This window comes from Micrococcus sp. KRD128 (genome assembly GCF_017168395.1).
GTDB lineage: Bacteria > Actinomycetota > Actinomycetes > Actinomycetales > Micrococcaceae > Micrococcus > Micrococcus luteus.
Genome location: NZ_JABFAX010000004.1, coordinates 123689 through 147619 on the forward strand (window position 1 = coordinate 123689; position 23931 = coordinate 147619).

A 23931-nucleotide genomic window follows, 5' to 3' on the forward strand; every position below is an offset into this window, starting at 1 on the left:
GACGCGGACGGTTCCGGTCGGGGTCAGCGGACGGTGTGCCCCGCCTGCCGCAGGGCGTCCTTGACGCGGGCGAGCATGTCGTCCGGGCCGAAGTGGAACAGGGAGGCGGCGAGCACGGCGTCCGCGCCGGCCGCGACGGCGGGCGGGAAGTGCTCGGGCTCGCCGGCGCCGCCGGAGGCGATCAGCGGCACGCGCGTCACGGCGCGCACGTCCCGGATCATCTCCAGGTCGAAGCCCTCGCGAGTGCCGTCCGCGTCGATCGAGTTGAGCAGGATCTCCCCCACCCCGCGCTCGGAGGCCTCCCGGCACCAGGCGACGGCGTCGATGCCGGTGCCCCGGCGGCCGCCATGGGTGGTGACCTCGTAGCCGGAGGCGCAGCCCGGGTCCGCCGTGCGCCGGGCGTCGAGGGAGAGCACGAGGACCTGGGACCCGAAGCGTCGGGTGATCTCCGTGATCACCTCGGGCCGGGCCACGGCCGCCGTGTTGACGGAGACCTTGTCCGCCCCCGTGCGCAGCAGCCGGTCCACGTCCTCGACGGTGCGCACACCGCCGCCCACGGTCAGCGGGATGAAGACCTCCTCGGCCGTGCGCGTCACGACGTCATAGGTGGTCGCGCGGTCCGAAGTGGAGGCGGTGACGTCGAGGAACGTGAGCTCGTCGGCGCCGGCGGCGTTGTAGCGACGGGCGAGCTCGACCGGGTCACCCGCGTGGCGCAAGTTCTCGAAGTTCACGCCCTTGACCACGCGCCCGGCGTCCACGTCCAGGCAGGGGATGACACGCACGGCGAGGCTCACGTCGGCTCCTTCGTCTCGGGGGGCTCAGGCGGGACAGCGCGGGCCGTCAGAGGCGGATCGCGTGGATCGCGGAGATCAGGATGCCGCGGGCGCCCAGGGCGTACAGCTCGTCCATGACGCGATTGGCGTCCGGCTTGCGGACCATGGAGCGCACGGCGACCATCGTCTCGTCCCGCAGCGGGGAGACCGTCGGTGACTCCAGCCCCGGGGTGACCGCGGTGGCCGCCTCCAGCAGGTCACGACGGATGTCGTAGTCGATCATGACCCAGCGGCGGGCCACGAGCACGCCCTTGAGGCGCCGCAGCAGCACGTCGAGACCCTCGGGGCGCTCCCCCGCGCGGCCGATCAGCACGGCCTCCGAATCGAGGATGGGCTCGCCGAAGACCTCCATGCCGGCGGCGCGCAGGGTGCTGCCGGTCTCCACGACGTCGGCGATCGCGTCTGCCACACCGAGCTTGACGGAGGACTCCACGGCGCCGTCGAGGTGGACCACCTCCGCGTCGAGGCCGGTGCGCTCCAGGTAGGCGTGCAGCAGCCCGTCGTAGCTGGTGGCGATGCGCCGGCCGGCCAGCTCGGACTCGGAGGCGAACGTGCCCACGGGCGCGGCCAGTCGGAACACGGACCGCCCGAAGCCCAGCGCCATGATCTCCTCCGCTGTGCCCTCAACCTGGGCGTCGCGGAACAGGTCCCGCCCGGTGAGGCCGACGTCGAGGGTGCCCTTGCCCACGTACACCGCGATGTCCCGGGGACGCAGGTAGAAGAACTCCACCTGGTTCTCGGGGTCCACGAGCACCAGCTCGCGGGAGTCACGGCGCTGGCGGTAGCCGGCCTCCTGCAGGATCTCACGGGCGGCCTCGGCGAGGGCGCCCTTGTTCGGAACGGCGATGCGCAGCACGCGTCGGTCTCCTCGGGGATGCGGTGGGGCGGGCGGGGAACGGGGCCGGCGGCCTCAGAGGTGGCGGTAGACGTCCTCGAGGTTGATGCCGCGGGCGATCATCATGGTCTGCACGTGGTACAGCAGCTGAGAGATCTCCTCGGCGGCGGCCTCATCCGACTCGTACTCGGCGGCCATCCAGACCTCGGCCGCCTCCTCGACGACCTTCTTGCCGATCGCATGGACGCCGGCGTCGATCTGGGCCACGGTGCCGGAGCCCTCGGGGCGCTCCTGCACCTTGCGCGTCAGTTCCGCGTACAGCTCGTCGAAGGTCTTCACGGGACCACCCTAGCGACCCGGCCCCTCCAGCCCGGACCGCAGTCGGTCATTGTGACGGACGGGACGGCGGGGTCTTCGCCCCGCGCTGCACCTGTGAGCCCACGTGGGACGCCCCGGCCGCCCAGCGTCCTCCCCTGACATGTCTGCACGCTCCTCCTATCCCATCGGGGGCTCGAGCGCGAAGCACCGCGGCTCCAGGACGAATCCAAGAGACTCGGTCATCCTCCGGGCGGCCGCCCGGGCCCACCGCACCAGATATCTTCCGCGACGCACGCATCCATCTCGTCGACTTCCCGAGCCCCCGACCTAGGCTCCAGGGTATGGAGATCACCGCCGGGCGTCGCAGCCGCGCCTACGTCGCCGACGGGGAACAGGAATGCTGCGGCGAGCGGATCCTCGTGGGAGAAATCGTCGACATGGTCCTTCTCCCCTTCTCGGATGAGGACCAGGATCCCGCGCTCGGGCCCGTGGACTGGATCACGACCCATCACGATGACGGAGACCCATCCCGCCCTGCCCGCCGAGTAAGCGCCCGGCTGCAACGGGTGCAACAGATCCACTCCCGATGGCGGAGGCATGGGGCAACGCGGTGGAAGGCGTGGAATGGGAGCGTGTTCCCGGTGCTGCGCAGCTCGTGGAGATAGACCGGCTGCCCGGCAGAGCCGATATGTTCAGCCAGGTCCCGGAGGAGCCCAGCGCCGCAGGCACGTCCTTCTTCCCTCCGGCCCCAGGGGCACCGATGTTCTCCTACGAGGCCCGCTACAGCCCCGAGCCGCCCGGCCCTGACGGCTGGCTTCCGGAGCTGGAGATCCTCGTGGGCCTTGGTCCGCAGACCGGGTGACGGGCCGCCATGCTCGCCCAGACGCGAACCGGTGCACCGCCGTGCGGGGCGTCGGCCGACTCACACCGGGGCTGACCTGCAGGTCCCCGACAGTCAGTCCCACCACGTCATAGACCCTCCGACACTTCTGTCCGATAGCCCGGGCCGGGGCCGTGACTGACGTGATGGCCTTGTGGGCGGCGGGGTGTGTAAAGGGGTATGCCCAGTGCGACGGATGTGTCGCAAGAGTCCGCGAACGGACCTTAACGATAACCGTAAATGACTACTGCGTAACTGTTGCGCTCGGCCTCCCCCTAGTGGGACGCATGGGGAGAGCGCGGTTCCGGAATTTGGCGGGGATCCCGGTGGGCGAGGTCGCTGGCACTGGTGTGTAGGGCGTGATCAAGGCTCAGCAGGCGGGCCGCCGGCGAGGGTGTGTCATGGCGGCGGCGCCGTGCTGCGGGGGTCGCCGGCGCCCTAGGGGCGGAGGCTGGCGATGAGCTCCTCGGCCCTGGCGCGGATCTCGTCGCGAACCGGGCGGACCTCGTCGATTCCCTTGCCGGCCGGATCGTCGAGCTGCCAATCCTCGTAAGGCTTTCCGGGGTAGAACGGGCAGGCGTCACCGCAGCCCATAGTGATCACGACGTCGGAGGCCTGGACGGATTCCGGGGTGAGAATCTTGGGCGTCTGGTGGGAGAGGTCGATCCCGACATCTCCATCGCGGCCACGGCTGCGGGGTTGATCGTGTCGGCGGGTGCGGAACCGGCGGAGCGGACCTTGATGCGGTTGCCGGCGAGTTCACGAAGCCAGCCGGCTGCCATCTGCGAACGACCGGCGTCGTGGACGCAGACGAACAGGACACTGGGCCGTGCGGTCAGGAGGATCTCCAAAGTCGGCGGCGGGGGTTCAGGCGATGTCGAGGAAGGAACGGAGCTCGGCGAAGGCCGACGGCACAACGGAGTAGTGCGCCCAGCGGCCCTTCTGCTCGCGCGTGAGCAGGCCAGCGTCGACGAGCTTCTTCATGTGGTGACTCACGGTCGGCTGGCTGATGCCCAGCGGCTCGGTGAGATCACAGGCGCAGACCGAATTGCAACCCTGAGCAGCGACATGGGATAGAAGCCGGAGACGGGTCGGATCGGAAAGCGCCTTGAGCAAGAACGCGATCCTCTCGGCCTCGACGCTGTCGACGGGACCCGCTGAGAGCCTGCAGCACTCCTCAGGGCCGTTCATCGTCTCGAGCCCGGCAGCTGTGATCGCGGTCGTCGTGGACATGCCCCCACCTTACATTGACAGTCATCGATGTGAAGCATAGCGTTCGCATCGATATCCGTCGATGGAAGGTTCAGCCCCCCTTATGAGTACGACCACCAAGGATGTGGAGCAGCCCCGCGTGATGAAGGAGATGTCCTTCCTTGATCGCTGGCTCCCGGTGTGGATCCTGGCCGCCATGGCAGTGGGTCTCCTGCTGGGGCGGTTCATCCCCGGCCTGAACACCGCGCTGGAAGCGGTGAAGATCGGATCCGTGTCCCTGCCCATTGCGATCGGACTGTTGGTGATGATGTACCCGGTCCTGGCGAAGGTCCGCTACGACGAGACCCGGCGCATCGGCGCGGACCGACGCCTGCTGGTGACCTCGCTGGTGCTGAACTGGATCGTCGGCCCGGCACTCATGTTCGCCCTGGCCTGGATCTTCCTGGCCGACCTTCCGGAGTACCGCACCGGCCTGATCATCGTCGGGCTCGCACGCTGCATCGCGATGGTCCTCATCTGGAACGACCTCGCCTGCGGTGACCGAGAAGCAGCTGCGGTGCTGGTCGCGATCAACTCCGTCTTCCAGGTGATCGCCTTCGGTGCCCTGGGCTGGTTCTACCTCCAGGCGCTGCCGTCCTGGCTGGGGCTGCCGACCACGTCGGCCGAGTTCTCGATCGGCGCGATCGTCCTCAGCGTGCTGATCTTCCTCGGGATCCCGCTGGTCGCAGGGTTCCTGACCCGCATCCTCGGTGAGCGAGCCAAGGGTCGGACCTGGTACGAGGAGCGGTTTCTCCCGAAGATCAGTCCCTGGGCGCTGTACGGGCTGCTGTTCACCATCGTGCTGCTGTTCGCCCTCCAGGGCGACGCGATCATCTCCGCACCGGGAGACGTGGCCCGCATCGCCCTGCCGCTGCTGGTCTACTTCGTCGTCATGTTCCTGGGGTCCTTCCTGCTCGGCCGCGCGATCGGCCTCGACTACGCGAAGTCCACGACCGTCGCGTTCACGGCCTCGGGTAACAACTTCGAGCTCGCCATCGCCGTCGCCATCGGCACCTTCGGAGTCACCTCCGGCCAGGCCCTCGCCGGCGTCGTCGGCCCGCTGATCGAAGTCCCCGTCCTCGTCGCCCTCGTCTACGTCGCCCTCGCTATGGGGCGGCGCCTGTTCCCCGGCGACACCACCGCCCCCACCCGATGACCCCACAGAAGGATCCCCTCGCCATGACCACGAAGCGCCCTTCCGTCCTGTTCGTCTGCGTGAAGAACGGCGGCAAGTCCCAGATGGCCGCCGCCCTCATGCGCCATCACGCCGGGGATGAGGTCGACGTGCATTCCGCCGGCACCCGCCCGGGCACCGCCCTCAACGCCCAGTCCGCGGAGGCGATCGCCGAGGTCGGCGCGGACATGTCCTCCGCCGTCCCGCAGCCGGTCACCCCCGAGCTGCTGCGAAGCGTCGACCACGTGATCGTCATCGGCGACGAAGCCGTCATCAAACCCGTCGAGGGCATGACCGCGCCGGTCACGACCTGGCACACCGATGAGCCCTCTCAGCGCGGCATCGAAGGGATGGAGCGGATGCGCTTGCTCCGCGACGACATCGACACCCAAGTCCGCAAGCTCCTGACCGACCTCACCGGCACCGCGAACTGACCGCCCCGCAGCAAGGAGACTCATCATCTTGACCACCGCAACGAACTCACATCCCGTGGCCATCATCGGCGCCGGCCCCATCGGATTGGCCGCCGCCGCCCACCTCTCTGAGCGCGGCCTGCCGTTCCTGATCCTCGAGGCCGGGACCGCGGCAGGAGCCGCGATCGCCGAGTGGGGGCACACGCGGCTCTTCTCGCCGTGGCAGTACAATCTCGACGCCGCCGCACAGCGTCTCCTCGAAGCTGCCGGCTGGACCGCACCCGACGCCGACGTTCTCCCGACCGGTCACGAACTGCGCGAGCATTACCTCGAACCGCTCGCGCAGCTTCCCCAGCTCGCCGAGTCGATCCGCTACGGGGCACGCGTCACCGCGGTCTCCCGAGCAGGCATGGACAGAACCCGAACGGCACACCGCGAGGAGACCCCCTTCCTCGTCCGAATCGAGACCGCTGACGGGCACATCGACGATGTCCTCGCCTCGGCCGTCATCGACGCCTCCGGCACCTGGTCCACGCCCAACCCGCTCGGACAGGCCGGGCTCCTTGCTCCCGGCGAGCAGCAGGCCCGCGCCGCGGGCCACATCACCGCGCCGCTGCCTGACGTGCAGGGCCGCGACCGTGACCGCTTCGCCGGCAAGCGAGTCATGGTGACCGGTGCCGGCCACTCAGCCGCCAACACCCTGCTGGACCTCGCGGACCTGGAGGCCGACACCACCATCATGTGGGCCGCTCGCACCGCAGACCTCACCCGCGTCTACGGGGGCGGCGACCAGGACGAACTCGCAGCCCGAGGAGCGCTCGGCTCGCGACTGCGCCAGCTGGTCGACTCCGGACGCATCGCGGTCCTCACCTCCTTCACCATCACTCGCTTCAGAGCCGACGACACGCTGACCGTCCACGCTGTGACCCCGGACGGGGAGCGAGAAGTGAGCGTCGATGTGCTGGTGCCCGCCACCGGGTTCCGCCCTGATCTCGGAATGCTCTCCGAACTCCGCCTGGCCCTGGACCCGGCCGTCGAAGCACCGTCCCAGCTGGGGCCGCTGATCGATCCCGAGTTCCACGCCTGCGGATCCGTCGAGCCTCACGGTGAGCGAGTCCTCGCCCACCCGGAGACGAACTTCTACATCGTGGGGATAGAGAGCTACGGCCGCGCCCCCACCTTCCTCATGGCCACCGGCTACGAACAGGTCCGCTCCATCGCGGCAGCCCTGGCCGGCGACCGCAAAGCAGCCGACGCAGTCCACCTCGAACTACCCGAGACCGGCGTATGCACCACCGACCTCGGCGGCAGCTGCGACGCCCCAGCCCCAGCCGGCGACGCCTGCTGCGGCAGCCCGCAACTGACCGAGCTGTCCGTCGGCCGATGAGCAAACAGCGGGACGGCACGACGTTCTGTGCCGCCCCGCTGGGGCATAGCTTTACGAGGCGACACTGTAAGTTCAGCTCATACTGTATAGTTCAGTGAATGCTGACTATTGCCTCTCGTGTTGACGTGATGAACCGGTTGGGCCGGGCGATGGCCGACCCCACCCGGTCGCGGATCCTGATGACCTTGCTGGAACGGCCGGCATACCCGGCCGAACTGGCGCGGGACTTGGGGCTGACCCGGTCGAACGTGTCGAACCACCTGGCGTGCTTGCGAGACTGCGGGATCGCGGTCGCCGTTGCCGAGGGCCGCCAGACCCGGTACGAGATCGCCAATGCACACCTGGCGCGGGCGCTGACTGCTCTGGTCGAGGTCACCCTCGCGGTGGATGAGAGTGCCCCGTGCCTGGACCCGGCCTGCTCCGTGCCCGGCTGCTGCGAGAAGGGGGTGGGCGCGTGATCCTGTCCTCAGCCCTCCAGGCGATCGGTCTGTTCCTGGTTACCAACATCGACGACCTCATCGTGCTATCCCTGTTCTTCGGCCGTGGTGCGGGCCAGCGTGGGACCACCGTCCGAATCCTGGTCGGCCAGTACCTCGGCTTCGCCGGCATCCTGGGTGCGGCAGTGCTCGTGTCCTTGGGCGCGGGCGCGTTCTTGCCTCCGGGGGTCATCCCCTACTTCGGGCTCATCCCGCTGGGCCTGGGAGTGTGGGCGGCCTGGCAGGGGTGGCGCAGAGGCGAAGACGATGATGACGCCAAGATCGAGGGCAAGAATGTCGCCGTCTGGACCGTGGCCGGGGTGACCTTCGCCAACGGCGGGGACAACATCGGCGTCTACGCCCCGGTCTTCCTCAGCGTCGGCCCGGGGGCTGTGGCTGCCTACTGCATCGTGTTCCTGGCCCTGGTCGCGGTGCTGGTGGGCCTGGCCAAGTTCGTCGCCACCCGCAGACCGATCGCTGAGGTCCTGGAGCGCTGGGAACACATCCTGTTCCCCATCGTGCTGATCGGCCTGGGTTTCTTCATCCTGGTCAGCGGCGGGGCCTTCGGTTTCTAACCACGCTTCCTGATCGGCGGCCACCACCACAAAGAGATCTCCGGGCATTGTCGATGCCGACGTCCTGGCGATCGTTGCTGGCCCCAGCTTGCGAACAGTGTCGTTCCTGGATGGACGGTCCTTGCCGCCACGTATCTCAGCAAGAATGCCGCCACATACCTGCAACAGTCACAGCCAGACGGCCGAAGACTGACGTCAATCAGTGCGCCACAACACCGGCCCCAGCAGGGTTTGTAGCAGACGCCTTTCAGCCTGCCCACGTTGCGCAGGGAACACGGGGCCAGCACCCAGGACGCACAGGGGTCCTCAGCCCTGGAAGGGATAGGCGTCGCCGATGGCCTGGAGGATCAGCTCAGACCCCTCGACCTGTCGCACCGGTCAGTGCATCAGGTGCGGGCGGACCAAGGCCTCGATGACTGCTGCTTGGCCGGGCGTTGCCGCGTTCGTTGCGGCCTTTCGACGCACCACGTCGCGGATCGCTTCGGGCACCCGCACGTTCAGCGCCACGGTCGGCGCCCCACGCCGGGCCAGGGGCGCGTACCCGCTGGTCGGGTCCGAGGCTGTTGCCGGTTCTGCGGGGATCACCGCTCCGGGGGCCGGGACTTGGGGGCTCGCCCTTCTCGTAGCGGCCTAGCCAGTCGCAGGCCAGACGCGCCTTGGGGACGATGGAGCGGGCCGGCACCAGGGGGGTGAGCAACAGCCCGGTCTCGCGCCGCTCCTCGACTGCGACGGTCTGATCCTTGGGAGCGATGTGATCTCGATAGTCCGAGCCGATGGGCGGGGGCTTCGCTCTCCGCCTCGACCGTCGGGTCCCCCGGCTGGGAGGCCCTGATGAGCCCATCCATGACGGCGAGCGGCTGCCGGCGTTCCGGACGGGCACGGCTGACCGGCCTGCGCTCACCCCCACCGGCCCCTGGGACAGGGTCCCCGTCAAGAGCAGCCGGCTCACCAGGCAGCCCCGCCCGGCCACCCTCAGTCCCGCGGCGTGACCGAGCGCAGGGCGAGCTCGGTGAGCACCGCCGCCTCGAGGGCCTCGCGGCCCTTGTCTTCGCGGGATCCGGACAGGCCCGCCCGGTCGCGGGCCTGCTGCTCGGTGTCCACGGTGAGCACGCCGAAGCCCACGGGAACGCCTGTGCGCACCGAGACCTCCGTCACGCCCTGGGTCACGGACTGGCACACGTAGTCGAAGTGCGGGGTGTCCCCGCGCACCACGACGCCGAGGACCACGACGACGTCGAAGCGCTCCGCCAGCCGCGCCGCAGCGACGGTGAGCTCGACGGTGCCGGACACGCGCACGAGCGCGGGGTTCAGGCCCAGGTCGGCCGCGGCGGCCTGCGCCCCGGCGATCAGCCCGTCCATGATCTCCGTGTGCCACTGGGCGGCGACGATCGCCACGTCCAGGCCGCTCGCAGCGGCGGGGTCGGGGGTGAAGGTCGGGGCTCCGGCGCCGCTCATGGGGTGTCCTCCTGGTGGGTGGGGTGGGTCGGGTCGGTGGTCGGGTCATCGACCGGCGTGGCGGGGCCACCGGTGGCCGTCGGCGGTGCGAGCACGCGATCCGCCAGGGCGTGGGCCATCCGGTCCCGCTTGGTGCGCAGGTAGACGACGTTGTGCTCGGTGACGGGCGTGGGGGCCGGGACACGCTCGACGACGTCGATGCCGGCCGCCCGCAGCCCCGCGACCTTCGCGGGGTTGTTGGTGACGAGGCGGATGCGCCGATGGCCGGCGGCCGTGAGGACGGCGGCGGCCCCGGCCCAGTCGCGCGCCTCGGCGGGCAGACCGAGGGCGAGGTTGGCCTCGACGGTGTCCATCCCCTCCTCCTGGAGCCGGTAGGCACGGATCTTGTTGGCCAGGCCGATGCCGCGTCCTTCGTGGCCCCGAAGGTAGAGGACGGCGCCGCCCTCGGTCGCCGCGCGGGCCAGGGCGTCCTCGAGCTGGGGGCCGCAGTCACAGCGCAGGGAGCCGAGGACGTCGCCGGTGAGGCACTCCGAGTGCACGCGGACGGTGAGGGGACGCTCCGGGTCGGTCTCGCCCGCCACGAGCAGCAGGTGCTCGGTCCCGGTCTCGGCGTCCACGTGCACGCTCACGCGGAACAGGCCGTGCCGGGTCGGCAGGGTGGCCTCGGCGGGGACGGCGGTCAGGGCCGGCGTCGTCTCCTCCAGGTGGGCCACGAGGTCCTCGATGGAGATCAGCGCGAGGCCGTGCTCGTCGGAGAACTCCCGCAGGGCGGGCAGGCGCATCATGGTGCCGTCGTCGTGGACGAGCTCGGCGATGGCGGCCACGGGCGCGACGCCGGCCAGGCGGCACAGCTCGACGCCGGCCTCGGTGTGGCCGCGGCGGGCCCGGACGCCGCCGGGGACGGCGCGCAGGGGGAACACGTGACCGGGCCGGGTCAGGTCACCGGGGGTCGACTCCTCCCCCGCAAGCACGCGCAGGGTCTGCGTGCGGTCGGCGGCGGAGATGCCGGTGGTGACGCCGGCGGCGGCATCCACGGACACGGTGTAGGCGGTGCCCTTGGGGTCCTCGTTGACGGTGGTCATGGGCGGCAGCTCCAGCCGGTCCGCCCACGGCGCGGGCATGGGGGCGCAGATGACGCCGGAGGTGTGGCGCACCGTGAAGGCGGTGACCTCGTCGGCGGCCAGGGCGGCCGCGTAGATCAGGTCTCCCTCGTTCTCGCGGTCGGCGTCGTCCACGACGACGACGGGCCGGCCGGCGGCGATCGCGGCGATCGCCGCGGGGACGGGGTCCAGACGGATGTGCTCGCTCACGGACGGGCCTCCTCGGTGGGTGCGGCGGGGGCGGACGGGATGAGCGCGAGACGCTCGGCGTACCGGGCGAGCACGTCGGTCTCGAGGTTGACGCGGTCGCCCGGCCGCAGGGCGCCCAGGGTGGTGGCCTCGAGCGTGGCCGGGATGATGCCGACCTCGAACCAGTGCGCGGCCGCGCCCGGGTCGGAGACGGCGGTGACGGTGAGGGAGACGCCCTGCAGGGCGATGGCCCCCTGCGCGGGGACATAGCGCGCCAGGCGGGCGGGCAGGCCGATGCGCAGGGTGGTCCAGGCCCCGAGCGGGGTGACCGCGAGGACCTCGCCGGTCCCGTCCACGTGGCCCTGGACCACGTGCCCGTCCAGGTGGTCGGTGGGGCGCAGACAGCGCTCGAGGTTGACCCGGTCCCCCGGGGCGCGGTCGCCGAGGCTGGTCATCCGCAGCGTCTGGCCCATGAGGTCGGCACGGAACATGCCGGGGCGCTCCGTGGGCCCGTCGAGGGCCGTGAGGCACACGCCGTCGACGGCGAGCGAGCCGCCGGCGGGCAGCCCGTCGAGGGCACCGCCGGCGTCGAGGGTCAGCAGGGCGGTGTCGGCAGCCGCGTCGTGCTCGAGGGCGACGACGGTGCCGAGATGGGTGACGATGCCGGTGAACACTCAGTCCTCCTGGAAACGGGTCGGGGCGGGGGCGGTGGGCAGGCGCGGGGCCGGCACCGGGCTCAGGTGGGTCCAGACGTCGTCGCCGAGGGCACGGACGGGGCCGCCCTCCGCGGGGTCGGGGTGCCAGCGCAGTGCCCCGGACAGCGTGGCGACCCCCAGGCCGGCGACGGCGGCGCGGCCCGGGCCGAGCAGCAGGGGCGCGGTGTAGACCATCAGCTCGTCCACGAGGCCGGCGCGCAGCCACGCGCCGAGCACGCGAGGCCCGCCCTCGATGAGCACGTGCTCGGCACGGCGGCCGTGGGGCCAGGGCCCGCGATGGGCGGCGAGCGCCGCGAGGACGGCGTGCGGGTCGTGGTCCGGCACGTGCAGCAGGACCGGGTGGGTGCGCAGGGCGGCGCCGTCGGGCACGGGCCGGTGACCCTGGACGACGGGCACGGGCTGGTGTGCGAGTTCGGCGCCGGCGGCGTCACGGGCGGTGAGGCGGGGGTCGTCGGCCAGGACGGTCCCCGTGCCGACGACGATGGCGTCGACGCGGGAGCGCACCTCGTGGGCGTGGACGCGGGAGTCCGGGCCGGTGATCCACTGGCTCGTGCCGTCGGCGGCCGCGGCGTGGCCGTCGAGGGACTGGGCGAGGTGCCCGGTCACCCACGGGCGGCCTGCGTCGCGGACCTCGCGCCAGCGGGCGGAGAGCGCGAGGGCGGCCGCCTCGCCGGTGGGGCCGGTGACGTGCACCCCGTGCGCGGCGAGGCGGGCCGCGCCGCCGCCGTCGTGGCCGGTGGGGTCCGCGACGGCGTAGCGCAGTGCGCCGATCCCCGCGTCCAGGACGGCCTGCGAGCAGGGGCCGGTGCTGCCGGTGTGGTCGCAGGGCTCGAGGGTGACGTGCAGCGTCAGGCCGGCGGGGTCGAGGGCGGCCAGGGCCGGATCCGCGGCACGGGCGGCCCGCCAGCGGGTCAGGGCGTCGACCTCGGCGTGGGCGGTCCCCCGTCCGCGGTGGTGGCCGACGGCCAGGACGCGGCCGGCCTCGTCGGTCAGGACGGCCCCGACGAGGGGGTTGGCGCCGCGCACGCCGCGCAGCGCGGCGCGGACGGCGAGGTCCATGGGGTCGGCGGACGGGGTCTCGGCGGTGCTCATCGGGCGACGTCCCCCTCGGGGCCGTCGGGCAGCAGCGTCTCCACGGCGGGCTTGTCCCGGTCCGTGGCGCGCAGCCACACGAAGAAGCCGATCAGGGTGAAGGCGCCGTAGAAGGCGTACATCACGGCCGAGGCGTAGTAGCCGGTGCTCCACAGCAGGGGCACGCCGACGACGTCCACGGCCACCCAGATCAGCCAGAACTCCACCCAGCCGCGCGCCATGCCGTAGGTCGCCAGCAGCGATCCCACGAACGTCCAGGCGTCCGCCCACACCGGCTCCCACGAACCCAGCGCGCGGAATACGGGGGTGAGGGCGACGGTGCCGACCGCCATGGCCGTCACGAGGAACACGCGCCCGCGCCAGCCGGCCCACTCCGGGGTGATGGCGGGGGCGTCCTCGGCGCGGCCCCGGCGGGCCTGACGCCAGCGCGCCCAGCCGTAGACGGAGACGGCGATGAACATGACCTGTCGGCCGGCCTGGCCGAGCAGGGTGGCGTGGTCGGCCCCCGTGAACAGGGAGGCGAGGAAGACCGTCAGCAGGATGAGGTTGCCGAGGATGCCCACGGGCCAGGCCCAGACCCTGCGCGCCATGCCGCCCAGGGCGGAGGCGAGGCCGAAGACGTTGCCCAGCACCTCGCGCATGAGCAGGCCGCCGCCGGCGACCGGGATGGTCCAGTTGAACGCGTCCACCAGCCAGTCCATGACCGTGACGCCACCTCCTCGGATCGGGACTCCGAGGGGTGCGCTCCGCAGCCCTCCCGCGCAGGGCGCGGAACGGCTCCGCCGCGTGCCTCTCCCATCCCGACTGTACGGTCGGCACCGGAATTCCACCGGTCAGGCCGCTCGGCACCGCCTCGGATGAGGACGGGCCGCGCGGTTAGCGGGCTGTCACCGCCGGTGCGGACTTCCACCGCATCTCGGAGCACGTTGCTGTCCAGCAGTATCGCACGCCCGGCCGGCCGGGGACGACGGACGACGCCGGGCGACGTCCGGCGCGGCGGCCGGGCGACCGCGTCTCCGGGCTCAGTGGCAGGCGCGGGCGGCGGCGGTGCGCAGGCCGACGAGGGCGGCGTCGGGGTCCTCGGCGCCGAACACCGCGGAGCCGGCCACGAACACGTCGGCCCCGGCCTCGGCCGCGCGTTCGATGGTCTCGCGGTTCACGCCGCCGTCGACCTGCAGGGCCAGCGGGGCGGGCCCGCCGTCGAGGGCGCGGCGGGCCCGCCGGATCTTCGGCAGCACGACGTCGAGGAACGCCTGCCCCCCGAAGCCGGGCTCCACGGTCATCAGCAGTAGCATGTCCAGCTCCGGGAGCATGTCCAGGTAGGGCTCGACCGCGGTCGCCGGCCGCAGCGCCATGCCGGCCTTCGCTCCGGCCGCGCGCAGCTCGCGGGCCAGTCGGACGGGCGCCGCCGAGGCCTCGGCGTGGAAGGTCACGGACTCGGCCCCCGCCTCCGCGTAGCCCGGCGCCCAGCGGTCGGCGTCCTCGATCATCAGGTGGAGGTCCAGCGGCAGGTCCGTGGCGCGTCGGATCGCCTCGACCACGGGCAGGCCGAGGGTGAGGTTCGGGACGAAGTGGTTGTCCATGACGTCCACGTGCACCGCGTCCGCGCTGGGGATGCGGGCCAGCTCGTCGGCGAGGCGGGCGAAGTCCGCGGACAGGATCGAGGGGTGCAGGCGCGGGGCGCGGGCGGTCATGGTCGGGTCCTCTCGGTCAGGCGCCGGGGGCGCGCAGCAGGGCCAGGAACATGGCGTCGGTGCCGTGCCGGTGCGGCCAGAGCTGGGCCGTGTGGGCGACCACGTCGCCCGGCTCCGGCCCGCCGGCGGGTTCGGCCTCGTCCAGGCGCAGATCGTCGAGCGCGACGGCGTCGAGGGCGGTGCCGGCGTCGAGCAGCTCCAGATCGGGGTGGCGGCGCACGAGGTCCTGGACCTGGACGACGGTCTCCGCGACGTGCGGGGAGCAGGTCACGTAGGCGAGCACCCCGCCGGGGGCCAGGACGGTGACCGCCGCGTCGAGCAGCTCGGCCTGCAGGCCGGTGAGCTCGGCGAGGTCGGCCGGGGTGCGGCGCCAGCGCGACTCGGGACGACGGCGCAGCGCACCGAGGCCGGTGCAGGGGGCGTCCACGAGGACGCGGTCGAACGCCGAGGCCGCCTCGGGGGCGTCGGCGATCGTGCGGCCGTCCCCGGCCCGGACGGTCCAGGCGTCGGCGGGCACGGCGGCAAGTGCCTGCCGGACGAGGTCGGCGCGGTGCGGGGCGACCTCGTTGGCCACGAGCGTCGCCCCCCGCTCGGCGGCGAGGGCGGCCAGCAGGGCCGCCTTGCCGCCGGGGCCGGCGCACAGGTCGAGCCAGCGCTCGGCCCGCCCCGCGGCCGCGGGCACGGGTGCCTGGGCCAGGGCCCGGGCGGTGAGCTGGGAGCCGGCGTCCTGGACGCGGAGCACGCCCTCGCGCACCCCGGGCAGGCGGCCGGCGTCGCCGCCGGAGTGCAGGGCGGAGTCCGGGGCCAGCGGCCCGGGTTCGGCGCCGTCGTCGAGGGCCGCGGCAAGCGCCTCTGACCCACCGGCCACGGGCAGGGCGACGAGGTTGACCACGGGCGGGGCGTTGTCCGCCTCGAGCAGGGCGGCCAGCTCGGCGTCGCGGTCGGCGATGTGGCGGGTGCCGCGGTGGGCGGCCAGGGCCTGGCGCAGCGCGCGGACGATCCACGCCGGGTGTGAGGCGCGGACGGCCAGGGCGGCGTCGCCGCCGTCGGCGGGGGCGACGTCGGCCAGCCACTCCTCGAGGGGCCGTTCGGCGACCCGACGCAGCACCGCGTTCACGAACCCGGAGGCGCCGGCCCCGATCTCGGCCCGCACGAGGGAGACGGTGGCGTCGAGGGCGGCGTGGGCGGGCACGCGCATGCCCAGCAGCTGGTGGGCGCCGAGCCGCAGGGCATCGAGCACGGGTGGGTCGATCTTCTCGAGCGGGCGGTCCACGCAGCGGGTCAGGATCGCGTCGTACAGGCCGAGGCCGCGCAGGGTGCCGTAGGCGAGTTCGGTGGCGAAGCCGGCGTCGCGCCGGTCGAGGCGGGCCTGGCGGATGCGCGCCGGGAGGACCAGGTTCGCGTACGCGTCCTCGGCGTGGACGGCGCGGACCACCCCGAACGCGACGCGGCGCGCCGGGTCGGAGGTGCGGGAGCGCTGCGACGGCGCCTGCGCCGAGTACTTCCGCCCGGCGCCGGAGCGACCCCGGTTGCGGGTGCGCCCCTGCGCGTCGCGGCGGTCCTGGGCGTCCGACCGGGGTGCGCGGCCGCGTTCCCCGCGGGCGCCTCGCTCGCCCCGGCCCCGTCCTGGCTGTCCTTCGCGGCTCATGCGCGTGCCTCCTCGTCCTGTGCCGCGGTGTTCCGCGCGGCCTCGCGTGCCGCCGCCCGGGCGGCGGCCTCCTGACGGACCTGCGCCTCGTGGTCGGCGAGCTCCTCCCCGGCCAGCAGCGCGGCCCCGGCGGCGGCGCCGCGCGCCCAGTCGGCGGCCGGCATCAGCTTCCTGCCCGCCGGCTGGACGCGGGAGAGCCGGACGGCCCCCCCGGCGGTGCGCAGCCAGGCGGCCTTCGCGGCCACCAGGATCTGCCCGGGAACCGCGGCGTCGAGGGCGGGGGGCCAGCCGTCGTCGCCGGCGCGGACCGGGGCGACGCCGTCGAGCTTGAAGCGGGCCGGGGCGGCGCCGTCGCCCGCGGTCAGCCAGCCCCAGGCGCCGGGCTCGGGGGTGACGCCGTTGATCCGGGCGGCCACCTCGGCCGCCGGGCGGGCGGGGTCCACCAGGCCGTCTGCGGCCGTGAGCTTCGGCGCGTGGGTGGGTGCGCCGCGCTGGGGCGTGGCCGTCGCGGTGCCGTCCGCCAGGCGGTCGAGCACGTCGATCACGAGCGGGCCGCCGCGCTCGGCGAGGTCGGTGAGCACGGCCCCGGCGGTCTCGTCGGCCGCGACGGGGCGGGTGAGGCGGGCGAAGACGGGTCCGGTGTCCAGGCCCTCTTCGAGCTGGAACACGTCGGCGGCGATCTCGGTCTCCCCGGCCATCACGGCGCGCTGGACGGGGGCGGCACCGCGGTAGGCCGGCAGCGCGGAGAAGTGCAGGTTGAGCCAGCCGTGGCGCGGGATCTGCAGGGCCTCGGCGGGCACGAGGGCCCCGTAGGCGACGACGACGGCCACGTCCGCCTCCAGCGCGCGAATCGCCTGGAGGGCATCGGCGCCCTCGGGTCCGCGGAGTCGGTCGGCCTTGAGCACGGGCAGGCCCGCCTCCTCGGCCACGACCGCGACCGGCGACGGGGTCAGCACCCGCCGGCGCCCGACCGGGGCGTCCGGCCGGGTGAGCACGCCGACGACCTCGTGGGGCGAGTCGAGCAGGGCGCGAAGCATGGGCACGGCGGTCTCGGGCGTGCCGGCGTAGAGCACGCGCAGGGGCGTCGGGGCGGTCATCGGGCGGCTCCTGTTCCGGCGGCGGGGGCGCCGAAGGCCGAGCTGACGGCGGCCGCGCGCGCGGCCCCGATGCGGCGAGCGGCGCGGTCCACCTCGCCGGCGCGCATGCGGCGGCGGGCCTCACGGCGTTCCTCGCCGTCGAGACGGTCGACGTAGAGGATCCCGTCGAGGTGGTCGGTCTCGTGCTGGAGGCAGCGGGCGAGCAGGCCGGTCCCCCGGTGCTCCACCGGGTTCCCGTCCACGTCGGTGCCGCGGACGACGGCCTCGGCGGCGCGCGCCGGGTGGTAGCGCAGCCCCGGCACGGACAGACACCCCTCGCCCGGCTCCCGCAGCGCCTGCCCGGCGGTCTCGAGCACGGGATTGACCACATGCCCGGCGACGCCGGCGACGTCGAACACGAAGACGCGCAGACCCACGCCCACCTGGGGCGCGGCCAGGCCCACGCCCCCGACGGCGTGCATCGTCGCGATCATGTCCGTCACGAGGGCGCGCACGTCCGCCCCCGCGGGGACGGGCGACGCGGCGGTGCGCAGGACGGGGTCGGGGACGGTGCGGACGGGCAGGACGGTCACGCCGTCACCCTATCGCCGCCCTCGGCGGCGGACGCCGGGCGCGACGACGACCCGTCGGGCGCCACGTCCGGGGCGGCGTGGGAGCCGCCGCCGAACGCCGCGGCGCGCACGGCCTGCAGGCCGGTGGCCGCCGACGCCGGGACCGACGGCGGAGGCGGGCCGATGACGCGGAGCGCAGGTCCGGCGTCGTCCACGGCCTGCGCGTGCCTCCAGACCTGGCGCAGGGCCCAGAACTTGTGCCAGTGGCGGGGCAGCACGCCCGGGTTCGCCTGATGCACGGCGACCTCGGTCTCCCCCAGGGCGACGCCGAGCAGCATCTCGGCCTGACCGTGCCGCCACTCCTCCCAGGTGCCGGCCTCGGGGTCCACCAGGGACTCCTCCGCCTTCAGGCCGGCAGTCAGCTGCATGACCACCTTGGGGTCGAGCGCCTTGACCCGTCCGTCCCGCCCCGTGCCCTTCGTCTTGTAGTCGATCAGGCACAGCCGGCCACCGATCCGGGCGACGAGGTCCAGCGTGCCCGCGTAGCCCACCGTGTGGTTCCAGACGGTGATCTCGGCCGCGATCGGCCGGACGTCGTAGAGGTCCCACCACTCGTCGAAGCGGTCCGCGTAGGCGCCCTCGCCGTGCTCGATCAGCCGGGCCCGGGCCTCCGCCATGGTGTGGGGGCGGCCGAGGGCGCGCTGGGCGACCTGCTCGGCGTAGTCGTGCACGCGGTCCCCGCGCTCGGCCGCGGCGTCCCGATAGCGGGCGGCGGCGTCGGCAGACTGGCGGGCCACCTGCTTCAGGCGCGCCGCGGAGCCCACGGATTCCGCCAGGCGCGGATCCTGGGTCACGGACTGGGCCGCCATCCACCCGACCCAGCCGTCCAGGTCCGTCTTCTCCATGCCGATCACGGTGGTGATGGACGGGACCTCGGGCAGGCCCGAGAGGGAGCGCGCGTACATGCGCCCGAGAGGGGTCTGATGCGCGAGGCGTGGCTGGGTCATGGTCAGCCATTCTGGCAGGGTCCACAGACCCCCGACGGGGTGGCCCGACACGCCTGCCGACGCCGATTTTGCATCCGGGCGGAGATGGCCTAGAGTTCTTTCTCGTTGGAAAACGCAGGTGAGCGGCTCAATCGAGCGGATCCCGGCGGCACCGACACGCGGATGTAGCTCAGTTGGCTAGAGCGCCACCTTGCCAAGGTGGAGGTCGCGAGTTCGAATCTCGTCATCCGCTCGCTCAACCTTCACCCCTGGTCGGGTGGCCGAGAGGCGAGGCAGCGGCCTGCAAAGCCGTATACGCGGGTTCGAATCCCGTCCCGACCTCGCAGGCTTCTCCGACCGGGAGTGGCGGCATGTTCATCACCTCCTCGGAGGTGGACGAGCGCGATTGGCGCAGCGGTAGCGCGCTTCCCTGACACGGAAGAGGTCACTGGTTCGAACCCAGTATCGCGCACGGAGACGATCCGTGAGGATCGACTCAGGCGGATGTAGCTCAGTTGGCTAGAGCGCCACCTTGCCAAGGTGGAGGTCGCGAGTTCGAATCTCGTCATCCGCTCCACACACGAAGGGCCCCTCCTGACGGAGGGGCCCTTCGTCGTTCCGGGGCGTGCGGTCGGCCTCGTGCTCGGAGCACGGACGCCGACCGTCGGACGGGATCAGAGCCGCGGGCCGTCCACCCGCCAGTAGCCGCTGAACATGATCGCGCGCTTCGGTGCGATGCCGCGGCGGACTATCACCCGCCGCGCCGCCGTCGCGAGCGACTGCTCGCCGCACGCCCACACGTGGTCGCGGGGCGCGGCGGGGAGGTCCTCGAGGTGCGGCGTGAGCAGGGCGCCCGGCACGGCGTCTCCGCGGTGCAGGACCGTGAGCGTGGCGCCCTCCGGGACCTCGAGGGCGGGGACGTGGTCACGGCCGGGCACCTCCAGGACGACGTCCATCCGGCCCCCGCGCGGCGTGCGACGCTGCGCGGCGAGGGCGGCGGCGATGCTCGGGACTGCGGTCTCGTCCCCCACCACGAGGTGCGACTCCCCCGCCGCCGGCAGACGATAGGCGCCCGTCCCGGTGCGGAAGCCGGCGACGTCGCCCGGACGTGCGGTGCGCGCCCACGTGCCGGCGGGGCCCGCATGGTCGTGCACGACGACGTCGACGTCGATCTCACCTACGGAGGGCCGGTGCTCGGCGACCGTGTACCACCGCAGATCCGGCCGCACGTCCTCGGGGATCCGCCCGACCGCTCGCCGCGCATTGAGCGCCGCGGGATCGGGCATCACGAGCGCCCGCCCCGGGGGCGGGGTGAGCAGCCCGAAGTACTCGTCGCAGCCCTGCGGGGTGAACGTGCGGAACTCCTCCGCGGCGAACGTGAGACGACGCAGCCGGGGGGCGAGCAGCCACGTGGCGCGGACCGTCATGGTCCACTGCGGATACTCGTCGCGGTCAACGGGCATCGCCTGGCCGAGGGCCGCGAGCCCGCGGTAGGCCTTCATCTGCAGGGCCTCGACACGCGAGGGACGGGCGGCAGGCGGGGGGAGGACGGAGGAGCTCGTCATCCGGTCAGCATAGGTGAGCCTCACCTTTGCTGGAGTCCTCCCTTTGAATACGTCACGTCATTGTTGCGTATTTGCTTTCTTAGGTAAGGCTTCCCTACTGTGCGGGACGTCCGTGGCGCACGCCGCCCGGAGCCGACGACCCCCTCACGGAAGGCCCTCCCATGCTCCCTCGCCTGTTCGGACTCGGCGATCCCGCCGCCTACCTCGACGCCACCGGCAGGGCGGCCCGGGTGGCCGTCGACACCGCCTACGACCGCGCGGGGGTCCACCCGGACACCCCGTCGACGCACCTGGCCGACGCCGTCGGCGCCGTCGACTTCTCGCAGCCGACGGGCAGCCTCGACGACGCCCTCGCCGAGGTCGCGGAGCTCTACGCCCACCAGACCACCGCCTACCACCACCCGCGCTATGCCGCTCACCTCAACTGCCCGGTCCTGCTCTCCAGCACCGCAGCGGACACCGTGCTCGGGGCGCTCAACACGGCGGTCGAGTCCTGGGACCAGGCCCGCTCCGCGGCGCTCATGGAGCAGCGGCTCCTGGCCGAGGTCGGACGCTGGTGCGGGTTCGCCGCGGGCGACGGCGTCTTCACCTCCGGAGGGTCGGCCTCCAACCTGCAGGCCATGACGCTGGCCCGCGGCCGCGCCGTGCAGCGCCTCACCGGCCACGCCGGGCTCGCCGACCTGCCCGCCGAGGTGCTCGGCTCGCTGCGCGTCTTCGTCAGCGCCGCCACGCACTACAGCATCGCCAAGGCAGCCGGCCTGCTCGGGCTGGGTCGCCACGCCGTGGTCGTCGTCCCCACCGACGCCGCCGGGCGTCTGGACCCCGGGGCCCTGGCCGAGGCGGTCGAACGTGAGGTGGCCGCCGGTGCCGTGCCGATGGCCGTCGTCGCGACGCTGGGGACCACCGACCGCGGCGCCATCGACCCGCTGCCGGCCATCGCCGACGTCGCCGAACGCCACGGGATGTGGGTCCATGCGGACGCGGCCGTGGGCGGGATCCTCGCCGCGAGCGCGGCGACGCGCCACGAGCTGCCGGGGCTGCACCGTGCGGACTCGGTGACGATGGACTTCCACAAGACGTTCTACGTGGGGCTGGCCTGCAGCGCGCTGGTGGTGCGGGACGCCGAGAGCCTGCGCCATGTGACGGTGCATGCGGACTACCTGAACCCGGAGGACAGCGTCCATCCGAACCTGGCGGATCGGTCCTTGCAGACGAGCCGCCGGTTCGATTCGCTCAAGCTGTGGCTGACGCTGCGTGAGCATGGGGCCGAGGCGGTGGTGTCCCTGTTCGCGGGGGCGCGCGAGCGCACGCGGCAGGCGTGCGGGATCCTGCGGGCCCGGCCGACGTTCGCGGTGCTGGAGGATCCGACGCTGGTGACGGTGCTGTTCCGGGTGCGGGCCGAGGGACTGTCGGAGGAGGAGTGCACGGCGGTGCAGGCGGCGACGCACCGGGAGCTGGTGGCCGGCGGGCGCGCGCTGATCGCGACGACGGTGGTGGACGGGGTGCCCCATCTGAAGTTCACGATCCTGAACCCCGCGGTCACCTCGGGCGAGCTGGAGGAGCTGGTCGACGTCGTGGAGGAGGCGGCGCTGCGGCACGTCGACGCGGTGCGGGCGAGCCGTCATCGGTGGCGCGGGGCGGGGCGGAATCGTCCGCATGTCCCGTCGGCCTCCGTGTCCTGCGCGCTTCCCCCTTCGGCGGGACCGCGTCCGTCGGCGGCGCGCGTGGACGAGCACGGAGAGCGGGTGTGCGCATGAGCCCGGCGTCCACGTCCCCCCGCCGCGTGCTCGCGATCGGGCTGGGCCCGTTCAACCTGAGCCTGGCCGCGCTGGCCCACCCGCTGCCCGACGTCGAGGTGGAGGTGGTGGAGAGCCGCGACGCGTTCGTGTGGCACCCGGGCATGATGCTGCCGGGCGCGCAGATCCAGGTGCCGTTCCTCGCGGACCTGGTGACGTTCGCGGACCCGACCTCCCCGTACTCGTTCCTGGCGTATCTCAAGGCGATGGGCCGGCTGCACCGCTTCTACATCCGGGGTTCCTGGTACCCGCTGCGGCGGGAGTTCTCAGACTACTGCGCGTGGGTGGCAGCCCAGCTGCCCGGCATCGCCTACGCGACCACGGTGACGGCGGTGCGGTGGGACGATCAGGCGGACGAGTTCGTGGTGGAGGCGGCCTCCGCGGCCGGGACCAGCACGCACCGGGCCGACCACGTGGTGGTGGGCACGGGCACGGTGCCGTCCCTGCCCGTGCCGCTGGCACGCGTCGCGGAGGAGTCGGCCCGGGTCGGCGCGTCCCCCGTGGTGCACACGGGTGAGTACATGGGCCGTCGCGAGGACATCGCCGGGGCCGGGTCGGTCCTGGTGGTGGGCAGCGGCCAGTCGGCGGCGGAGTGCGCCCTGGACCTGCTGAACGCGGGCCACCCGGACCTCACGTGGGTCACGCGCTCACCCCGGTTCTTCGGCATGGAGGTCGGCCAGCTCACGCTCGAGCTGACCTCGCTGGACTATGAGCGGCACTTCGCCACTCTGCCCCGGGCGCGGCGGGATGAGATCAACGCATCCCACCGGTCCCTGTACAAGGGGATCAGCGAGTACACGATCGAGGACGTCTACCACGCGCTGTACGAGCGCCAGGTGGGTCCGCTGGACCCGGCCCGGCTGTGGCCGGGCACGTCGGTGACGGACGCCCGCCTGGTCGCGGGCCCGGGTGCGCCCCGGGTGGAGGTCACCCTGCGCGACGAGGAGACCGGGGTGACCGGGCGGCACGTGGTGGACCGTGTCGTCGCGGGCACGGGCTACCGCCACCCGGACCATCCGTTCCTGGAGCCGGTGCGGCACCTGCTGCGCGCGGAGGACGGTCGGACGACGGCGAACGCGGACCACGCGATCGACGTGAGCGGCCGCCGGATCTTCGTGCACAACACCGCCGAACAGCCCCTGGGGCTCACCGGCCCGGACCTGGGCATGGCGGCGGAGCACAGCGGCCGCATCCTCAGCACGATCGCCGGCCGTGAGGTCTACGCGCAGGCCGAGTCGATCGCGTTCCAGGACTTCGGTGCCGTCGCGGCGGGCGTCCGGTGAGCGCCGTGACGCCGCCGCAGACCACCGTGGACGGTGCGGCCGCGAGCGCGGCCCGTCGTGTGGAGCTCCGTCCCGTGGGCGCGCAGGACCATCCGCTGCTGCACCGGTGGGTGACGTCCCCGCACGCCGTGTACTGGGAGATGACGGAGGCGGGCCTGGCCGACGTCGTGGCCGAGTACGAGGCGATCGCCGCGCACCCGCACCACCACGCGCACGTGGGGCTCGTGGACGGGACCGCGACCTTCCTGGTGGAGGTCTACGACCCGGCCCACTCGGAGCTGGCCGGACGGTATGCGGGCGCGCCCGGCGACGTCGGCCTGCACGTGCTCGTCGCCCCGACGGACACCCCGGTGCCCGGGACCACGGACCTGGTGATGGCCGCGGTGGTGCGCTGGTGCCTGGCCCAGCCGGGGGCGCGGCGCGTCGTCGTCGAGCCGGACGAGCGCAACGCCGCCATCCGGGCGAAGAACCTGGCCGCCGGGTTCACGGAGCTCGGTCCCGTGGCGCTGGGATCCAAGACGGCGATGCTCTCGATCGCCACGCCCGAGTCCTTCACTGCCAGCCGGATCGGCGTCCTCGCCGCCGGGCTGGACCTCACCCTCCCCGAGCCCCCGCTC

24 protein-coding genes, 4 tRNA genes, 1 pseudogene and 1 riboswitch are annotated in these 23931 nt (G+C 73.0%); of the genes and pseudogenes, 12 read left to right on the forward strand and 17 right to left on the reverse strand.

Features of this window, described 5'->3' with window-relative positions:
* Positions 1-23 precede the first annotated feature (23 nt).
* The 5 genes and pseudogenes from hisF to J1M44_RS02235 form a co-directional block, all read right to left on the reverse strand.
* A complete protein-coding gene (gene hisF / locus J1M44_RS02215; RefSeq protein WP_144824101.1) occupies positions 24-794 on the reverse strand; it encodes an imidazole glycerol phosphate synthase subunit HisF in 771 nt (256 codons plus the stop codon).
* A 46-nt stretch (positions 795-840) separates the two neighbouring features.
* Positions 841-1689: an ATP phosphoribosyltransferase gene (hisG, locus tag J1M44_RS02220; RefSeq protein WP_144824103.1), complete on the reverse strand. Its 849-nt coding sequence runs from the start codon at positions 1687-1689 to the stop codon at positions 841-843.
* 54 nt (positions 1690-1743) lie between these two features.
* Entirely contained in the window at positions 1744-2007 is a 264-nt protein-coding gene (locus J1M44_RS02225) for a phosphoribosyl-ATP diphosphatase (protein WP_002855752.1), read from the reverse strand.
* Positions 2008-3304: 1297 nt separating this feature from the next.
* Positions 3305-3783 (reverse strand): annotated as a pseudogene (locus J1M44_RS02230) (arsenate reductase ArsC).
* Complete coding sequence (locus J1M44_RS02235) at positions 3734-4099, reverse strand: ArsR/SmtB family transcription factor (RefSeq protein WP_036334534.1); 366 nt, start codon at positions 4097-4099, stop codon at positions 3734-3736. Before J1M44_RS02235 ends, J1M44_RS02230 begins: the two are co-directional and overlap by 50 nt.
* An 82-nt stretch (positions 4100-4181) precedes the next feature.
* Between J1M44_RS02235 and arsB the strand changes: the two genes are divergently transcribed.
* From arsB to J1M44_RS02260, 5 genes are all read left to right on the forward strand, one after another.
* Complete coding sequence (gene arsB, locus J1M44_RS02240) at positions 4182-5273, forward strand: ACR3 family arsenite efflux transporter (protein WP_002855763.1); 1092 nt, start codon at positions 4182-4184, stop codon at positions 5271-5273.
* A gap of 23 nt (positions 5274-5296) precedes the next feature.
* Positions 5297-5725, forward strand: coding sequence for an arsenate-mycothiol transferase ArsC (locus tag J1M44_RS02245; protein ID WP_144824105.1), 429 nt, complete (start codon positions 5297-5299; stop codon positions 5723-5725).
* Positions 5726-5753: 28 nt separating this feature from the next.
* On the forward strand, positions 5754-7091 hold the full coding sequence (locus tag J1M44_RS02250) for an FAD-dependent oxidoreductase (RefSeq protein ID WP_186309373.1): 1338 nt from the start codon (positions 5754-5756) through the stop codon (positions 7089-7091).
* 98 nt (positions 7092-7189) lie between these two features.
* The gene (gene cmtR / locus J1M44_RS02255; protein ID WP_002855766.1) at positions 7190-7549 is read left to right on the forward strand and encodes a Cd(II)/Pb(II)-sensing metalloregulatory transcriptional regulator CmtR; all 360 of its coding nucleotides are present in this window, start codon (positions 7190-7192) and stop codon (positions 7547-7549) included.
* A complete protein-coding gene (locus J1M44_RS02260) occupies positions 7546-8142 on the forward strand; it encodes a cadmium resistance transporter (protein ID WP_002855767.1) in 597 nt (198 codons plus the stop codon). The genes cmtR and J1M44_RS02260 overlap by 4 nt, the downstream gene beginning before the upstream one ends.
* A gap of 378 nt (positions 8143-8520) precedes the next feature.
* Here the strand turns inward: J1M44_RS02260 and J1M44_RS11840 are convergent, their stop codons facing one another.
* From J1M44_RS11840 to J1M44_RS02310, 11 genes are all read right to left on the reverse strand, one after another.
* Complete coding sequence (locus J1M44_RS11840; protein WP_260840770.1) at positions 8521-8649, reverse strand: hypothetical protein; 129 nt, start codon at positions 8647-8649, stop codon at positions 8521-8523.
* 465 nt (positions 8650-9114) lie between these two features.
* Positions 9115-9597, reverse strand: a complete 483-nt coding sequence (gene ribH, locus J1M44_RS02265) for a 6,7-dimethyl-8-ribityllumazine synthase (protein ID WP_144824109.1) — start codon at positions 9595-9597, stop codon at positions 9115-9117.
* Positions 9594-10907, reverse strand: coding sequence for a 3,4-dihydroxy-2-butanone-4-phosphate synthase (ribB, locus tag J1M44_RS02270; protein ID WP_206480479.1), 1314 nt, complete (start codon positions 10905-10907; stop codon positions 9594-9596). The genes ribH and ribB overlap by 4 nt, the downstream gene beginning before the upstream one ends.
* On the reverse strand, positions 10904-11560 hold the full coding sequence (locus J1M44_RS02275; RefSeq protein ID WP_144824111.1) for a riboflavin synthase: 657 nt from the start codon (positions 11558-11560) through the stop codon (positions 10904-10906). Before J1M44_RS02275 ends, ribB begins: the two co-directional genes overlap by 4 nt.
* Positions 11561-12694 carry a bifunctional diaminohydroxyphosphoribosylaminopyrimidine deaminase/5-amino-6-(5-phosphoribosylamino)uracil reductase RibD gene (gene ribD, locus J1M44_RS02280; protein ID WP_144824113.1) on the reverse strand — a complete coding sequence of 378 codons (1134 nt, stop codon included), beginning with the start codon at positions 12692-12694 and terminating at the stop codon, positions 11561-11563.
* The gene (gene pnuC, locus J1M44_RS02285) at positions 12691-13395 is read right to left on the reverse strand and encodes a nicotinamide riboside transporter PnuC (protein ID WP_060774910.1); all 705 of its coding nucleotides are present in this window, start codon (positions 13393-13395) and stop codon (positions 12691-12693) included. The genes ribD and pnuC overlap by 4 nt, the downstream gene beginning before the upstream one ends.
* 82 nt (positions 13396-13477) lie before the next feature.
* A riboswitch (FMN riboswitch) is annotated at positions 13478-13622 on the reverse strand.
* Between the two features lie 94 nt (positions 13623-13716).
* Positions 13717-14388, reverse strand: coding sequence for a ribulose-phosphate 3-epimerase (gene rpe / locus J1M44_RS02290; protein WP_087114312.1), 672 nt, complete (start codon positions 14386-14388; stop codon positions 13717-13719).
* 16 nt (positions 14389-14404) lie between these two features.
* Positions 14405-16036 carry an RsmB/NOP family class I SAM-dependent RNA methyltransferase gene (locus J1M44_RS02295; RefSeq protein ID WP_144824115.1) on the reverse strand — a complete coding sequence of 544 codons (1632 nt, stop codon included), beginning with the start codon at positions 16034-16036 and terminating at the stop codon, positions 14405-14407.
* Positions 16033-17133 (reverse strand): methionyl-tRNA formyltransferase, encoded by a 1101-nt coding sequence (locus J1M44_RS02300; RefSeq protein ID WP_049161042.1) that lies wholly within the window; start codon positions 17131-17133, stop codon positions 16033-16035. The genes J1M44_RS02295 and J1M44_RS02300 overlap by 4 nt, the downstream gene beginning before the upstream one ends.
* Entirely contained in the window at positions 17130-17705 is a 576-nt protein-coding gene (def, locus tag J1M44_RS02305) for a peptide deformylase (RefSeq protein WP_004167575.1), read from the reverse strand. Before def ends, J1M44_RS02300 begins: the two co-directional genes overlap by 4 nt.
* Positions 17702-18691, reverse strand: a complete 990-nt coding sequence (locus J1M44_RS02310) for a hypothetical protein (RefSeq protein ID WP_049161043.1) — start codon at positions 18689-18691, stop codon at positions 17702-17704. The genes def and J1M44_RS02310 overlap by 4 nt, the downstream gene beginning before the upstream one ends.
* Before the next feature lie 158 nt (positions 18692-18849).
* On the opposite strand from J1M44_RS02310, the gene J1M44_RS02315 reads away from it, so the two are divergent.
* The 4 genes from J1M44_RS02315 to J1M44_RS02330 all read left to right on the forward strand — a co-directional run bounded on the left by J1M44_RS02315 (position 18850) and on the right by J1M44_RS02330 (position 19247).
* Positions 18850-18923, forward strand: a tRNA-Gly gene (locus tag J1M44_RS02315).
* A gap of 18 nt (positions 18924-18941) precedes the next feature.
* Positions 18942-19012 (forward strand) — tRNA-Cys (locus J1M44_RS02320).
* A gap of 58 nt (positions 19013-19070) precedes the next feature.
* Positions 19071-19142, forward strand: a tRNA-Val gene (locus J1M44_RS02325).
* A gap of 28 nt (positions 19143-19170) precedes the next feature.
* Positions 19171-19247, forward strand: a tRNA-Gly gene (locus J1M44_RS02330).
* Between the two features lie 97 nt (positions 19248-19344).
* Here J1M44_RS02330 and J1M44_RS02335 read toward each other — a convergent pair.
* Positions 19345-20235 (reverse strand): siderophore-interacting protein, encoded by an 891-nt coding sequence (locus tag J1M44_RS02335; protein WP_049147987.1) that lies wholly within the window; start codon positions 20233-20235, stop codon positions 19345-19347.
* A 161-nt stretch (positions 20236-20396) separates the two neighbouring features.
* Here J1M44_RS02335 and J1M44_RS02340 point away from each other — a divergent pair, with 161 nt between their 5' ends.
* From J1M44_RS02340 to J1M44_RS02350, 3 genes are all read left to right on the forward strand, one after another.
* Entirely contained in the window at positions 20397-21992 is a 1596-nt protein-coding gene (locus J1M44_RS02340; RefSeq protein WP_144824117.1) for a pyridoxal phosphate-dependent decarboxylase family protein, read from the forward strand.
* Positions 21989-23314, forward strand: a complete 1326-nt coding sequence (locus J1M44_RS02345) for a lysine N(6)-hydroxylase/L-ornithine N(5)-oxygenase family protein (RefSeq protein ID WP_144824119.1) — start codon at positions 21989-21991, stop codon at positions 23312-23314. Before J1M44_RS02340 ends, J1M44_RS02345 begins: the two co-directional genes overlap by 4 nt.
* Before the next feature lie 5 nt (positions 23315-23319).
* Positions 23320-23931, forward strand: a 612-nt coding sequence (locus J1M44_RS02350; protein WP_342356561.1) for a GNAT family N-acetyltransferase, incomplete at its 3' end; no start/stop codon positions are given.

Excerpts from the sequence above, each read along its gene's own strand:
- J1M44_RS02235 (WP_036334534.1), bottom strand. The coding sequence starts at position 4,099 with ATGTCCACGACGACCGCGATCACAGCTGCCGGGCTCGAGACGATGAAC.
- arsB (WP_002855763.1), top strand. The coding sequence starts at position 4,182 with ATGAGTACGACCACCAAGGATGTGGAGCAGCCCCGCGTGATGAAGGAG.
- J1M44_RS02245 (WP_144824105.1), top strand. The coding sequence starts at position 5,297 with ATGACCACGAAGCGCCCTTCCGTCCTGTTCGTCTGCGTGAAGAACGGC.
- cmtR (WP_002855766.1), top strand. The coding sequence starts at position 7,190 with ATGCTGACTATTGCCTCTCGTGTTGACGTGATGAACCGGTTGGGCCGG.
- ribH (WP_144824109.1), bottom strand. The coding sequence starts at position 9,597 with ATGAGCGGCGCCGGAGCCCCGACCTTCACCCCCGACCCCGCCGCTGCG.
- ribD (WP_144824113.1), bottom strand. The coding sequence starts at position 12,694 with ATGAGCACCGCCGAGACCCCGTCCGCCGACCCCATGGACCTCGCCGTC.
- pnuC (WP_060774910.1), bottom strand. The coding sequence starts at position 13,395 with ATGGACTGGCTGGTGGACGCGTTCAACTGGACCATCCCGGTCGCCGGC.
- rpe (WP_087114312.1), bottom strand. The coding sequence starts at position 14,388 with ATGACCGCCCGCGCCCCGCGCCTGCACCCCTCGATCCTGTCCGCGGAC.
- J1M44_RS02295 (WP_144824115.1), bottom strand. The coding sequence starts at position 16,036 with ATGAGCCGCGAAGGACAGCCAGGACGGGGCCGGGGCGAGCGAGGCGCC.
- J1M44_RS02300 (WP_049161042.1), bottom strand. The coding sequence starts at position 17,133 with ATGACCGCCCCGACGCCCCTGCGCGTGCTCTACGCCGGCACGCCCGAG.
- J1M44_RS02310 (WP_049161043.1), bottom strand. The coding sequence starts at position 18,691 with ATGACCCAGCCACGCCTCGCGCATCAGACCCCTCTCGGGCGCATGTAC.
- J1M44_RS02335 (WP_049147987.1), bottom strand. The coding sequence starts at position 20,235 with ATGACGAGCTCCTCCGTCCTCCCCCCGCCTGCCGCCCGTCCCTCGCGT.
- J1M44_RS02340 (WP_144824117.1), top strand. The coding sequence starts at position 20,397 with ATGCTCCCTCGCCTGTTCGGACTCGGCGATCCCGCCGCCTACCTCGAC.
- J1M44_RS02345 (WP_144824119.1), top strand. The coding sequence starts at position 21,989 with ATGAGCCCGGCGTCCACGTCCCCCCGCCGCGTGCTCGCGATCGGGCTG.